The sequence below is a fragment of the Stenotrophomonas maltophilia genome, assembly GCF_003970865.1.
In the GTDB taxonomy this organism is placed as follows: Bacteria; Pseudomonadota; Gammaproteobacteria; order Xanthomonadales; family Xanthomonadaceae; genus Stenotrophomonas; species Stenotrophomonas maltophilia_AR.
In genome coordinates this window covers 1-13,880 of the sequence record NZ_RXLZ01000018.1, presented here as the reverse complement: position 1 = coordinate 13,880, position 13,880 = coordinate 1, and the positions used below count along the sequence as shown (strand labels likewise).

The window sequence follows — 13,880 nt, the reverse complement described above, 5'->3', positions numbered from 1 at the left end:
GTTGATAATGCGGGATTCAGGTTGTTCCCGCTGGCGCGCCCGGGATGGCAGGCGCGCATGATCGAACGGTTCCCAAGATGACGACCACCAGCGACACCACCACCGAAGCGGCGCCGAGCAGCGCCCCCCTGTTCTACACCCGTCCGGTGCCGCTGCAGGCCGATGTGCATGCCGATCTGCGCATCCTGCCGGGCAGGCTCGAGTTTGCCGCCGGCAACAACGCCATTCCGCTGGTGCTGGGCGAGTTCTCGCTGGCCCTGCACCACTTCCCGATTCTGTTCGCCGGCCCGACCGCGGTGCCGATGGCCGCCGTCGGTGTTTCCGACCAGAACCTGTTCATCAAGGACGGCCTGTGGGAAGACGAGGCCTACATTCCGGCCTACCTGCGTCGCCACCCCTTCATCTTCATCGACACCGGTGCGGACAACGACTTCCTGCTGGGCATCGACGAAGAGAGCTCGCGCGTGGTCAAGGGCGGTGACGAAGGCCAGCCGCTGTTCGTGGACGGCAAGGCCACCGACATGGTGCAGCAGGCGCTGGAGTTCTGCGGCCAGTACACCCGCGAGCACGAACAGACCCAGGCCTTCTCCAAGGCCCTGATCGACAACGGCCTGCTGGTCGAGCGCAATGCCACCGTCCGCACCCCGGATGGCCGCGAGTTCAATCTCAACGGCTTCCTGGTGGTGGATGTCGAGAAGTTCGTGGCGCTGCCGGAAGCGACCGTGGTCGAGTGGCACCGCAGCGGCTGGTTGGCGCTGGTCCATCAGCACCTGATGTCGCTGGGCCGCTTCAACGACCTCACCCGTCGCCAGGTCGAGCGCCTGGCGGCCTGATCAGGCCGATGGTGCGGCTTCCGCCTTGCGGGAGCCGTGCCACTGCTGTAATCCCTGCAGCAGTCGCCGCGCCTCGACCCAGTCAGGCGCGGCCTCATGCCCCAGCTCCCACAGGTCGGCCGCCGTGCCGGCCTGATCCGTAGCCCGGCACATCTGCAGCGTGCCCTGCAGGCGGTGTGCATGATGGCGTAGCGTCGAGATATCGGCGTCCTGCACGGCCTGTTCGATCCTGGCCAGCTCATGGGCAATGTCCGCAGCGTAATCCGGCTCGGCGCCAGGGGCGTCATCGGGTGCAGTGCCGTGTGCCGGGGGCGGGAGGCCCAACGCCTGCAGCAAGCTCGCAACCTGCAGCGGCTTGACCAGGATGGCGTCGACTCCGGCCCTTCGGCAGCGTGCCGCATGCCGGCGCCCCATGCGGGCGGACAGGGCAATCACTCGCAGGGGCGCCTGTGCCTGAGCGCGCAGCTGTTGCGCCAGTGCGTAGCCATCCGGGCCGCGAAGCCCGATATCCAGCACGACCGTGGCGGATGGTCGTAGCGCATGCTCGGCCAATGCGGTGTCGGCATCGGCAACCGCGCGTACATCGGCACCCAGCCGACGCAGCTGCTCTGCGACGACGTGCCGGCTGAGTGCATGATCCTCGACCAGGAGCAGGTCGATGCCGGCCAGTGGCGTCTGCTGCATAGGCTCGATGGGAGGCTGATCACCGTGGACGGCGCGGACCGGCAATCGCAGGGTGAAGCGGCTGCCGCGCCCATGCACGCTGTGTGCGGTCAGGTTGCCGCCCATGGCAACGGCCAGTTCGTGCGCAATCGTCAGGCCCAGCCCGCTGCCGCCACGCCTCTGGCCATCCTCGCTCTGCTGGAATGGCCGGAACAGCAGCGCCAGTTGAGCGGGCGCGATGCCGATGCCGCTGTCGATCACATCCAGCAACAGCTCCCGGGGAGCCCGGGCGGGTGAAAGTTGCAGCCGCACTTCGATACCGCCGACATCCGTGAATTTCAATGCATTGCCCAGCAGGTTGTCGACAATCTGGCGCAGTCCATCAGCATCGAGCGCGACCACCGGCGCTGGATCCGGCGCGCGATCGAGCTGGAGTGACAGGCCTCTCCGTCGTGCCTCCGGGCGGATTGCTTCCAGTGCGCGGGCACAGAGTTGACCGACGTCGCAGGGTGCCAGCTGAGGCCTGAAGCCGCCGCTGGCAAGGCGCGAGAACGCCAGCGAGCGATCCAGCAGCCTGCGTAGCGAGTGGCCGGCGGCAAGCGCTGCCGCGAGCAGTTCGCGCTGCCCCTTGGGCTGGGGTGACTGACTCAATAGGTCGATCGAGGCCAATACCGTCTGCGCGGAGTTGCGCACTTCATGGCTGATCATCCCCGCCGCGCGCCCCAGACGCTGTTCCGCACGGCCGATTCGCCAACGTAATGCCTGCCACAGCACGGGCAGGCCGATCAGTGCGGCGGCCAGATACAGCAGCCATGGCAGGAACAGGGGGCGCACCCCGTCCAGTGCGCTCTCGATGGATGCGGGCAGCATCTGCTGTGCCCACAACTCCAGCAGGCCTGCGTGCTGTTCGAGCGTGATGGCGCGCAGCGCCTGATCGATGCGCGCCAGCAGCTGCTGGTCCTCGCGGCGGACAAGCAGGTGCAGGTCGGTGGAAAAATCGCTGTCGAACGGGTGCAGTTGCAGGTTGCTCGCGAAGTGCTGCCGGATCAGCGAGTGCAACGTCGCTTCCAGGCCGATCGCAGCATCGGCGATGCCGCTTTCCACGGCGGCCAGGGCCGCATGGCGGTCGGGCAGGTGCAGCAGGTGGATCCGAGGGTGGTGGAACGCCAGCCAGCTGGCATAGGGGCCGCCGTCAACCACGGCCAGCACCTGCGCCCTCACGCCGGTGAGGTCACGGGGCGGGTGCTCGCCTTTACGCACGGCCAACACCGTCTTGCCGCCATGGAAGGCGCCGGAGGCCATCAGGTCGGGACAGGGGAGCGGGCGATGCGAAGGGTTGCCCATGACCAGCACCAGATCGGCCTCGTGCCGGCAGACCGCAGCGACCGCCGCGCTCGTGCTGGCGTAGGTGAGATCGCGGAAGCGCAGGCCGGAATGCTGAGCCACAAGCCTGGCATAGCCATGGGCGAGGGTGGGGAGCGTGCTTGAATCCGCCAGCGTTGCAGGTAGCGGGCGCAGAGATGGCGCGGTGGCGACCCGGACCTCGCGTCCGGCGGACCATTTCTGCCGCTGTGCATCTTCGGCCGAGGCTGCTGGCAGCAGGGTCAGGGCCAGCCACAACATGCACGACGTGCGCAGACGGAGGCGAACACGCCCCCTCATTGGAGCTCCAGCTGCTGCCGCAGTGCATAGATCTCCACGTCATTGCGCAACCCGAGCTTGCGCAGTGCGGCGACCTTCTGGGTACTGACCGTCTTGACGCTGCGGTGGCGGCGCAACGCGATCTCCGAGACGGTCAAGCCGGCCAGGAGCAGGTCCAGCACTTCGCGTTCATTGCGACTGAGTTCTTCGCGACAGGCCGGGAACAGGCAATCGGCGGGCAGGCGGCACAGTCCCTGCGATATGCGCACGATGGCATCAGACAGCATCTCCAGGGGCTCGGACTTGCTGACTACGCCGGAGATGCCGGCCGCCAGCAGGTGGTCGATGCGGGTGGTTGGCGTCAGCGTGGCGAAGGCGAGCAGGGGAATATGTGGAAAGCACTCGCGCAGCAGGGGAACCAGCTCATCGCTGCTGCGGTCGCCAGGCGCCAGGGTGAGATCGACGATGGCGACATCCACCGCCAGCTGGCGCAGGCTGCCGATGAGCTCATCGCTGCGGGTGTGGCTGGCGACAATGTTGAAGCGGACGTCGCGGGACAGGTGCAGGACGGTACCGCGGCGGACGACTTCGTGATCGTCGAGGAGTGCCAGCCGCAGTCGGCGCGGTGCAGGGTATCCATTCATGCGCTGGGAGGTGATCGGCGCCCGAAGGGCGTGGCGATCATTCTGGCGCTGCTGTCGCGTCGAGCATCGAATTTGTTGGATTTTTGCGATTATTCCTAAGAGTCGATGTGCAAGACCCATCAATCCAGTGTTGCCGATTGATGCGGTGGATCATCAGGCCCCAAGCGCGCCCTTCAGGGCACTTCGCTCCCGCTGCCCAGGGCGCGGGCCATTTCGCTGGTCGCAGCCCATCCGAGATCCGAATACAGCGGTTTCCCTTGGGCGGTAGCGTGCAGCACCGCGTAGGCCACCCCTCGTCCGGCGAATGCATGGTCGGCCAGTTTCATCAGTTGGCGGGCGATGCCGCGACGCCGATAGCCGGGCTCCACGTAGACATTGAGTACGTAGCCGCGCGTGTCCTGCTCTGGATGGGCGGGGTGGGGCGGCCAGTCGATCAGCATCAGGCCGATGCCTGCGATGGGTTGTCCCTTGTCGGAAAGTACATGGCCGAAATAGTCGCCCGACACCAGGCGCGGTTCGAGCCAGGTGCGGAACGGGGCCGCCATCCGCTGAAGGATCTCTTCGCTCCGGCCGCTTTCACGGAACATCGCTTCCCGGTGAGCACAGATGAGGTCGAGGTCGCACGGAAGGATCTGGCGGACTGCGAATCCATTCCATGAGGTTGTGATGGCGTCGTCCGCGGGGCTGTTCATCGATCGTGTACCCGTTCCGGCCTTGCTGGCCTGTCCAGCATCGTATCTGCAGGGGGCGCCGCGAGTGCACCACGTTGCAATGATTGATGATCGACTGATGCTCCAGGACGATCGACCCGGGCAGAAGGTGCCGTGTCATCGCACCGACTACCAGCTCCACAGTGTGTTGACGGCCAGCTGCACCAGATAGAACAGCAGCGCGGGTCGTGCCCCACGCCAGCCGCGTTAAGGTGATCGCCACCCATTCCACAAGCCCGGAAACCTCTGAGCTCCGCTTCATACCGCACAGCTCCCTGATGCGCATGCTCCGGTATACGCGCAGAGGCCCCGAATGGATGCAGGTCGCGGGCCTTCAGTCTGATGATCCGGCGGCAGCCGATCCCTGGCTTGCTGGCAGCAGGGAAGGCTGTTGATCAAACCACTCGCGCGCCTTGGCTAGATGCCACTGACGCCTGTCACCGTCCAGCGCGATGCCCGCACCCAGCAGCCCCCACCGAAGGTAGAGATCACCGCGTTTGCGCTGTTCCAGCAGATCCAGCCTCGCGTGTACCGACAGGCGATCGTTCTCAGCCTGCAGTCCATCGATGACCAGATGGCCAGGCCGCCAGCGCAGCGTCGCCTGTGCCTGCACCTGTCCAGAATCCAGGAGGGACAGGGTCCAGCGCGGGTAGTCGGTGCGCTCTGCGAACAGCGCGAGCAACGGACGGGCATCGCTGAGATCCAGATCTGTGGTGGCATCGACCTGGAACGGCGACTGCGCATCGATACGACCACGCTTGAAGGCCGCGCGGCCTTTCCAGGCAGTTGTGCGTTGCGTACCCGCCACCTGCACGTTGCGCAGCTCGACCGTGGTGCCGGACAGGTCGAAATGACGCTGGTTGAAGTCGCCGCGGCGCAGTGTTGCATTCACGTCGACATCGCCACCCATGTCCAGCCCTGCCACCTTGGCACTCGCGTTGCGCCCCAGCAGGCGGGCGGTGCCATGACCGACGCGCCCATCGGTGTCGAGCGTGGCATCGCCACTCAGGCTGCCAGTGCCACGCAGCAGTCGCACCTGTGGCGAGCCAAGGTAACGGTTGTATGCGGTCAGATCAGGAATGGTTGCTTCGCTGAAGCGCAGACGCGCGCGGACACCTTTGCGCAGCTCCTGCAGGCGACCATCGCCGGTCAGGTCCAGGGCCAGATCACGCCCGTCGAACAGGCGCACGTCCTTGGCATCGGTTGGCCGCGCAGTGAATCGCGGCAGCCGGACCGCCAGCTGCGCCTGGCTGGGGCTGCCGGCCTTCAGCTCGCCATGGGCGCTGGCCGTGCCCGTCAGGCGTACGCCCGCCACTTCGGCCACGGCTTCGGCGGCCGGAATGTCCACGGTGCTGCCCTCGATCAGCTCGCCGTTGCGCACGCGCAGATCCGCTTTCAGCGTGCCACCGCCGTCCAGCTGCAACCACGGCTTGCGGACGAACAGGGCAGGGATCCAGTTGAGTGAGGTGAACGTCCATTCGCCACGCACGGTTCCGGAGCTGCGTTCCAGCAGCTGGGCAGGTTGTTGGAAGGGGATGTGCCGGCCACTGATGTGCAGATCGGCATCCACTTCGCTGCCTGAGCCAGGTTTTGGCGGCAGGCGGGCCTGCAGGCGCAGGTCGTTGGCCACATTGAGCTGCAGTGCCAGCACGCCGCGATCGGGTGCGCCGTCACCCAGGTGGAGCGGTACCTGCCACAGCGCGTGGTCGCCGGGCTTCAGTTGGCCGTCGATCAGGTGGAGCGCCAGCTGAAGGCGTCCGGGCACGGGCGCGCTGGAGATCTTCGGTGTTGTCGCATCCGTGTCCATGCGCAGGCCCTGGCTGCGGGCATCGACATCAAGCTGGGCATACGGCAGCTTCAACTTGGCCAGACCGGGCGCCTGGTCCCGATAGTGGCGCGGATAGCTGAAGCGCGCGGTGAGATCCAGGTCGCCCAACAGCTGCACGCCGTCAAAACTGGTGTCCGCATCGCTGAACGCAACTTCGGATTCGAAGAGTTCCGACGGCCCGCCGCGCAATTGCTTGAGGAAGCCTACCGTACCCCGGCCCTTGCCGATGATCAGCAGCTTGCCCAGCCGGGCGCTGTGGATGCTGTCGCTGTGGATGGCATCGAAGCGCAGGGTCCAGCCCTGGTCGCTGCGCGGCGGCGAAGGGATGGCTTCTTCGACACGGTTGATCTCGGCGGAAACCCCGGTGGCCTGCAGCCTTGGCACCCGCACCTCGCGCTGGAAAAGGGGCAGCACCGCCAATCGGGCGCTGGCGCGGTCTGCGTGCAACACATAAACGGTGTGGTTCACGTGGCCGCGCATGTGCACGTTCCAGGCGATCACGTGGCCCGGCAGCAGCGTAATGGCCGGCCCAGTGGTCATCACGAACTTGTGCGGCTTGCGGTTGGTGACCTGGTTGAACAGGGGCGTGTTGAGGAAGATGTTGCCGGCCAGCAGATACAGCAGGTAGATGCCCAGCAGGACGCAGGCAGGAACGCGCCAACGTCGAAGCCGGTGCGGGATGTGCGTGGAAACAGGAGGCATCTACTGCTCTAAAGACTGGAATTTCCTCAACTATTACGGAGCGGATGGCGGTGGCGCGTGAAGCAGCGACGGGGCCGGGGCTCGATCTATGTTGTGGATGCGATGACACAAAGGCAAGGCGTGGGCCGGGCTTTGGTGGAACACAGCCTGGAGCGGGCGAGGGCGGAAGAATTCCTGGCCATGCAGTTCAATTACGTGGTCTGTACCAATGCCCCGGCGGTGGTGTTGTACGGGAAGCTGGGGTTTGCTGTGGTCGGGACGTTACCGAAGGCGTTCCGGCATGGGGCGCTGGGCCTGGTGGATGTCTTTGTGATGCACAGGTTCCTCTAGGGCTGTCGATGTGCCCTGGGCCCATGTCGCGTCTTCGTTGATCAGCGGATAGCTGATCGTCCCTGTTGCCAGGCCGCAAATACACGAGAAAGAGATGTGGGCGTCTGGTTGAGGCCTGGCGCAGCCACGCCTTGGAGTCGCTTTTCCCACTCAGGCGCAAGTGACTGAGGCAAGGACTGACAGCTCCCGGCCTTGCCGTTTCATTGCTTTCAGTGTGAATACTCCATGAATAATAAGATTCACATAAATTTTCTATGAATCACAAATGTGTCACAAAGGCGTCGCTTCGTATTCCGTCCATTGATTTCAACTGAAACAAAGGGGATGCGCGATGTCGAGTGCTTATCTGCGTCAAGCGATCTTTGTAGCAGCAACTGCCATGACTTTGGCTGTGCCGACTTGGGCGCAGTCGGTGACGGGCAGCATCTACGGAGCCGCCGAGCCGGGCGCCACCGTCACCATCGAGAATCTGGGTACCGGTACCAAGCGCTCCACGAGTGTTGACCGCAATGGTCGGTACCGCGCAGCAGATCTGCCTGCTGGCAACTACAAGGTGAGTGTCACGAAGGATGGGGTGATTGTCGGCGCACGTGATCGTGTCGAAGTCCTGATCTCGTCAGGGACGGACGTGTCGTTCGCGCAACCGGATGCGGGCGTCCAGGATCTGGCTCGAGTCAACGTCACTGCGGCGGCGGTTCCGCGAATAGATGTCAGCCAAGTGGATACGCGAACCGTGTTCACCGCCGAGGACATGCTGAAAATTGCCGTCTCGTATGACATTTCCAGCGTGGCACTGTTGGCTCCCAGTGTCGTGGCCAACTCAAGTTATGGCGTGCCCAGCTTCGGTGGATCGGCGTCTTCGGAGAACGCCTATTACATCAATGGCTACCCGGTGACCAACCCGCTCTCATCAATCGGCTTCACCACGCTTCCATTTGACGCCATTGCCCAGCAGCAGGTTCTTACCGGCGGCTACGGTGCGGAGTTTGGACGGGCAACCGGCGGTGTCATCAACGTGGTGACAAAGCGCGGCTCCAATGAATGGAAAGGGGGTGCGTACTCCACATGGAGTCCGGAATCGCTCCGCGCGAGCCCGAGGAACGTCTACTTTGCCAATACTGGGTTCTATGGGAGTGACAATCCTGATCCGACCAAGCGAACAGACGGAGCGCTGTACCAGTATCGAAAGAAGAACCAGAGTTGGACCCAGCGGATGGGGGCCTATGCGGGCGGTCCTTTGATCAAGGACAAGCTCTTCTTCTATGCCAATGTTGAGCTGACCAAGCGTGAAGGTTCCAGCGTCGCTTCGACCAGCCAGACCGCACGCGGTTCCAGCAATGCGTGGCGGAACTATTCCTCCAAGGATCCGCGTTGGGCAGCGAAGATCGACTGGAACATCTCGGACAACCATCTTCTGGAGTTCACCGGAATTTCAGATGTCAACAAATACGAAAGCGAAGGATTCACCTTTGACTACAGGAACATGGCCCGGGGGGAGGTGCAGAATGCAGGCACCAGCAATGAAGACAAGTCAAAGCTTTATATCGGCAAGTACACCGGGCACCTCACTGATCGGCTGAGCGTATCGGCCCTGTATGGAACGCAGAAGATAGAGCACAGCCGGTCCCCCTGGGGCTACGATCCTTCTTGTCCGAGGACGTCATCCACACCAACGGATCGTGCTCCAGGGATTCCGGAATCAAATTATTCTGGGTGCTGGACGGCGGCATCGTTCGATGTGCCAGGCGCCTATGACAAGACCAAGGGCTATCGGTTCGACGTCAGCTATCGCATCGGTAACCATGATCTTCGCGCCGGATTGGACAACATGGAGGCGGAGTCATTCACCGGAAGTGAGTATGGTGGTGGTTTTGCCTGGGTTTACAGTAGAAGTGACAAGCCCAACACCGCCATTGATGCAGGTCTGGGGGTGGGTTCGCCGGCGTCTGGTGGGGGATTGGGGAGGAACGGCTACTACGTGCGCAAGCAGTACAACACGCAGATGGCCAATGTACGAACGGAACAGACTGCGCAGTACATTGAAGACCGCTGGCAGGTAACCGATACCATTGTGCTGCAACTTGGGCTGCGCAATGAGACCTTCAAGAACTACACATCGGCCAACGAGGTGTACGTCAAGCAGGACAACCAGTGGGCACCGCGGCTTGGATTTGTCTGGGATGTTCGTGGCGACTCCTCATTGAAGTTGTTCGCCAATGCAGGTCGCTATCATCTCGCGCTGCCGAACAACGTCGCAGTCAGAGCGGCGTCGAACTCGCTGATCACCCGGGAGTACTTCACCTATACGGGCGTATCTGCCAATGGCACACCTACGGGCCTGGTTCCCATACCGGTTGATCCCAGCATGGGCTATACCTGTCCCGGCACCAACGCAGTGTCCTCGAACCTGGAGTGCGGGAAAGCGCCGAATGCGCGCACTGTAGCTGCAGACAATCTGAAGTCCCACTATCAGGATGAGTACATTGTTGGCCTGGAGTCGGCACTTGGCAGTCGTGCCACGTGGGGAGCCAAGATCACCTATCGCGACCTCAAGAGCGCAATTGACGATACCTGCAGCCCGGTTCTGGGTGGCGGATGCTTCATCTTCAATCCGGGTGAGGGAAACACCTTCTATCGAAAGCAGCCTGATGGCAGTTTCAAGTACGTGCACTATACGGCCGAGCAACTTGCGTTGCCCAAGCTCAAGCGCCGCTACTATGCACTCGACCTCTTTCTGGAGGGTTCGATCGGCGAAAAGTTCACGGGGCGGGTGAACTACACATTCTCCCGGAACTATGGGAACACCGAGGGCCAACTGGCTTCCGACCTTGATACCGGTGGCGGTGGGCAAACCGATGTCTCTGCCACCCAAGACTGGGATCTGCCGCAGCTCATGCGGGGTGCAAATGGTCCGCTCCCAAACCATCGAGCTCATCAACTGAAGGCATACGGTTCGTATCAGATCAATGAGGAGTGGAGGGTAGGTGGCTCACTGCTGGTGGATTCTGGTCGTCCCAGGTCATGCACGAGCTTCTATCCAACTGCAGACAAGGGGCTCTACAACGGCTCTTACTACTACTACTGCGGGCTCGCAGGTAGCGGAACAAAGCCCGGTACGCCCGGCTACGTTCCTCCATCCAAGGACTATCGCCCTTCACCTCGAGGCAGCAACGGGGAGGCGCCGTGGAACATCACGCTGAATCTCTCGGTTGCCTACCTGCCTTCCTGGGCGGACAAGAAGCTGACTCTTCAGGCGGATGTCTTCAATGTCTTCAATCGTCAGGTGCCTGCCTTCTACTACAGCGGCTACTCGTCCAATCGCGTAACCCCCAATCCACGGTACAACCAGCCAATGGATTACAGCAGTCCGCGGCAGGTGCGATTCTCGGCCAGGTACGACTTCTAGTCGATCCTCGTAGACGGGGCAGGGATTGCACACCACGGCTGATGCCTTGTTGTGTTGGCCAGGTGGCGATGATGGGCAACGTTGGTGGGATCTCTGCTACGTCTGCGGACTGGGGTGCGCGCAAGCGCACCCACCGGGTAATGACGCTTCGCTACCGGTTTCCCCGCACGTACGGTCCGTCGCCTTGATTGTTAAGGGCGGTGGTCCCCCCCATGCTTTGCACAGAGACCTATCATGAACGCATCGGATGATGTCGAACTGCGGGTGCAGTACACACCGGCCAACACAGATGATGAAGACGCCGCAACACCAGACCCCCACAACCTGATCGGCCTGCTGGATCAGATCGGTTGCGGTGCAGTCGCCGACGGCCAGCCCTGGCCCGAACGCCCCCGTGCGGCTCGTCTATTCTGTTCGGTGACGGAGTAAGTACAAGAGGTATGCTGAGGTTAAAGTAGAGTCAGAATTGCCAGCCCGGCACAACTGAGCCTAGTGAGTTATGGACTTCGGTGGCCAAGGCCATGCTCCCGCGAACAACGAGAAGGGAGGGTGCGTGCGTAACTTGATGAGGCGTCACACAAAGCTCTCCGGAGAGTGTTAGCTGAAAATTGGGTGCACGGTGGCGGGGCCTAACAATTCACTCAAGCGAAGCCATCTTCGCTGGTCATGTTGATTCCAGAATTGAACGCCCGCGTGTGGTCGATAGCGTTCATTGGCTAGCAAATGGGGCAGGGAAGCTGCCGCCCGGCTGTGGGATTAGGAAGATTTATCGCGAGCACGGCCGATACGCGGGATGCTGACTCAAAATCGCGCTGACAATCGGGCCAATCGTAGAACGACTGCCCCGGGTTTGATCGGAATCCTAGCATGGTGTGTAAATTGCTTTCACGGAGATGGATTGATCGTCTTGCCTCCATTGCCGGGTGATCAGGCAACCATGCCTTCCCAAAGGTCTGTACAGTCGCCGCACGTTGACATACCCTCGACTGATTAGGCTCAGGCAGTGCGCCGCTTGGGCTGTGCTGGATGGACACTGCACAGAGTTCCAAGGCAGGATTAGCGACTGCTGCGTGTAGTATCTCTGTCAGTTGATGCGACCTCGTTCTGACCTATGGAAGGGAAGGTATGCAGTTGACCGTTGCCGAAGAAGACGTGCTGGGCCTGTCAGGCAATCAGCAATTGATATGGATCGACCAGGCGGCACATCCGGATCTTCCCGGTCAGAACATCGGAGCGTCAATCGAAGTCATGGGACATGTCTGCCCGATTCGATTGGAGCGTGCACTCAACGAAATTGCGCGCACGCATGATGCGTTGCGTATCGTGATTGGAAGTGAGGGCGGACGCCCGTTTCAACAACTCTTGGAGTGTGTTGATGTAAAGCTGAGGGTGATCGATGCGGATGCGGGTGCCGGATCGCATTGGCGGGATACGATGGATGTGGAGTTTCGGCAGTTATTTTCTCTGCAGCCAAGCGAGCTTCCCTGGTCATGTACGCTACTCAGGATATCGCCCCAGCATTCGTGCGTGTTCCTCCGATTCCACCACATCATCATGGATGGCGTGGGCGTCGGCATGCTATGCAGAGCGTTGAGCGATGCTTATCTCGGGGTGATGCCCGCACGCGCGCCTGGATCCTTCCTGCGGCAGATCCAAGATCATCGGAAATATCTTGCCTCTGAGAGATTCCAGCGAGATCATGCTTACTGGCTAGGTCGATATCCCGACGGTTCTTCGCCAGCCCTTGCACCAATGTCGTGCGGCGCGTCGACTGCAGTCGGTGCCAACGTCATTCGTTTTCCTCTTGGGCGCGCTGTCTACAATGCGATTACAGAAAGGGCATCATCGTCAGGATGTTCTGTTTCCAACCTGATACTGTCCTTCATCGGACTGTACTTCGCCAGGACCAACGGCGAAGGGGTGGCCACGGTCGGGCTGGCCATCCATAACCGAGATGATGCCGCAAGCAAAGCGACGGCCGGCATGCTGGCCTCCGTTCTCTTGGTGGACATTGATCTGCGCGCTTCGACATCATTGTCGCAGTTGTTGGATAGTGTTGCTCGGTGTACGAAACAGGGGTTTCGGCATCGACGGCTCCCGCTGATTGAGCTGAAGAAGAGCCTTGCCCAGGAAAGACGCAAGCAGCGCCTGTTCGATGTGAGTGTTTCGTTCGAATCTTTCGGTGAAAAAGAAGGCTATTTTGGAGGGGATGCGCACGCGGTCGCCTTGAACAATGGTTGCGAGCAGACGCCACTGGCCTTCTACATTCGCGACTATGATCCTGATGCGGACCTCGTGGTTGATGTCTCGTTCAATGGGGAGCTGTTGTCCACAGTATATGCGCGGCAGATTGCGGTCCATATCCAACACCTGTTGACTCGCCTTCCATCGATTTCCCCTGGCGTCGACGTCAACACGCTATCCATCATGCCATTGGCCGAAAGGGACCAGGTAGTCCATGAATTCAATCCAGTCGCGCGTGGGTATCGTTGCGCGCCGCTGGTCCATCATGCCTTTGAAACGCATGCGCGCACGAATCCCGGGGTCGTTGCAATCGAGTTCGACGGCGTCACGTTGAGCTACGGGGAATTGGACTGTCGGGCAAATCAGATCGCTCACGTGTTGCAAGCATCGGGTGCCGGCCCGGACAGGTGCGTCGGGATCTGTTTCGAACGAGGCCTGGACATGATCGCGGGCTTGCTGGGTATTCTCAAGGCCGGCGCTGCCTACCTTCCTCTTGATCCAAGTTATCCGGCTGAACGTCTCGCGTTCATGCTGCACGATTGCCAACCGATGGCGGTGCTGACCGGGCGCAGTCTTCGCCCAATGATCGAACCGATAGCGGCGGGGATGCCGGTGATCTCAGTGGATACCCCCCGCATCGCCGGGGCGCCCACGCACGCGCCGGCCGTTCCTGCGCTAGATGCTCATCATCTTGCCTATGTGATCTATACCTCGGGCTCGACCGGTCAGCCCAAGGGTGTGATGGTGGAGCATGGTCAAGTCGCACGGTTGTTTGCGGCGACTGATGCGCAGTTCCAGTTTGGTCCCGAGGATGTGTGGACGCTGTTCCACTCCTTCGCATTCGATTTCTCGGTATGGGAGATATGGGGTGCACTGCTG

At 61.7% G+C, this 13,880-nt stretch carries 9 protein-coding genes and 1 pseudogene; 5 read left to right on the top strand and 5 right to left on the bottom strand.

Annotation, left to right across the window (positions count from 1 at the left end; translation table 11 throughout):
• The first annotated feature begins 77 nt into the window (after positions 1-77).
• Positions 78-833, top strand: coding sequence for a SapC family protein (locus EKL94_RS07935; RefSeq protein WP_126928672.1), 756 nt, complete (start codon positions 78-80; stop codon positions 831-833).
• Here EKL94_RS07935 and EKL94_RS07930 read toward each other — a convergent pair whose 3' ends face one another.
• The 5 genes and pseudogenes from EKL94_RS07930 to EKL94_RS07910 all read right to left on the bottom strand — a co-directional run bounded on the left by EKL94_RS07930 (position 834) and on the right by EKL94_RS07910 (position 7,021).
• Positions 834-3,119 carry an ATP-binding protein gene (locus EKL94_RS07930; RefSeq protein WP_260473404.1) on the bottom strand — a complete coding sequence of 762 codons (2,286 nt, stop codon included), beginning with the start codon at positions 3,117-3,119 and terminating at the stop codon, positions 834-836. It lies immediately after the preceding gene.
• Between the two features lie 35 nt (positions 3,120-3,154).
• Positions 3,155-3,781: a LuxR C-terminal-related transcriptional regulator gene (locus tag EKL94_RS07925; RefSeq protein ID WP_126928670.1), complete on the bottom strand. Its 627-nt coding sequence runs from the start codon at positions 3,779-3,781 to the stop codon at positions 3,155-3,157.
• 173 nt (positions 3,782-3,954) lie between these two features.
• On the bottom strand, positions 3,955-4,473 hold the full coding sequence (locus tag EKL94_RS07920) for a GNAT family N-acetyltransferase (RefSeq protein ID WP_126928669.1): 519 nt from the start codon (positions 4,471-4,473) through the stop codon (positions 3,955-3,957).
• A 150-nt stretch (positions 4,474-4,623) separates the two neighbouring features.
• Positions 4,624-4,698, bottom strand: a pseudogene (locus EKL94_RS22665) (tryptophan-rich sensory protein); the annotation flags it as partial.
• A gap of 127 nt (positions 4,699-4,825) precedes the next feature.
• Positions 4,826-7,021 carry an AsmA family protein gene (locus EKL94_RS07910; protein ID WP_126928668.1) on the bottom strand — a complete coding sequence of 732 codons (2,196 nt, stop codon included), beginning with the start codon at positions 7,019-7,021 and terminating at the stop codon, positions 4,826-4,828.
• 57 nt (positions 7,022-7,078) lie between these two features.
• Here EKL94_RS07910 and EKL94_RS07905 point away from each other — a divergent pair, with 57 nt between their 5' ends.
• The 4 genes from EKL94_RS07905 to EKL94_RS07890 form a co-directional block, all read left to right on the top strand.
• Positions 7,079-7,351 carry a GNAT family N-acetyltransferase gene (locus EKL94_RS07905; RefSeq protein ID WP_260473403.1) on the top strand — a complete coding sequence of 91 codons (273 nt, stop codon included), beginning with the start codon at positions 7,079-7,081 and terminating at the stop codon, positions 7,349-7,351.
• A gap of 331 nt (positions 7,352-7,682) precedes the next feature.
• The gene (locus EKL94_RS07900) at positions 7,683-10,757 is read left to right on the top strand and encodes a TonB-dependent receptor (protein ID WP_126928667.1); all 3,075 of its coding nucleotides are present in this window, start codon (positions 7,683-7,685) and stop codon (positions 10,755-10,757) included.
• Between the two features lie 234 nt (positions 10,758-10,991).
• The gene (locus EKL94_RS07895; protein WP_126928666.1) at positions 10,992-11,186 is read left to right on the top strand and encodes a hypothetical protein; all 195 of its coding nucleotides are present in this window, start codon (positions 10,992-10,994) and stop codon (positions 11,184-11,186) included.
• A 696-nt stretch (positions 11,187-11,882) separates the two neighbouring features.
• Positions 11,883-13,880, top strand: a 1,998-nt coding sequence (locus tag EKL94_RS07890) for an AMP-binding protein (RefSeq protein ID WP_148105802.1), incomplete at its 3' end; no start/stop codon positions are given.

What these genes read in the sequence shown, in the direction of transcription:
- EKL94_RS07935 (WP_126928672.1), top strand. Translation starts at nt 78, where the DNA reads ATGACGACCACCAGCGACACCACCACCGAAGCGGCGCCGAGCAGCGCC.
- EKL94_RS07930 (WP_260473404.1), bottom strand. Translation starts at nt 3,119, where the DNA reads ATGTTGTGGCTGGCCCTGACCCTGCTGCCAGCAGCCTCGGCCGAAGAT.
- EKL94_RS07925 (WP_126928670.1), bottom strand. Translation starts at nt 3,781, where the DNA reads ATGAATGGATACCCTGCACCGCGCCGACTGCGGCTGGCACTCCTCGAC.
- EKL94_RS07920 (WP_126928669.1), bottom strand. Translation starts at nt 4,473, where the DNA reads ATGAACAGCCCCGCGGACGACGCCATCACAACCTCATGGAATGGATTC.
- EKL94_RS07910 (WP_126928668.1), bottom strand. Translation starts at nt 7,021, where the DNA reads ATGCCTCCTGTTTCCACGCACATCCCGCACCGGCTTCGACGTTGGCGC.
- EKL94_RS07900 (WP_126928667.1), top strand. Translation starts at nt 7,683, where the DNA reads ATGTCGAGTGCTTATCTGCGTCAAGCGATCTTTGTAGCAGCAACTGCC.
- EKL94_RS07895 (WP_126928666.1), top strand. Translation starts at nt 10,992, where the DNA reads ATGAACGCATCGGATGATGTCGAACTGCGGGTGCAGTACACACCGGCC.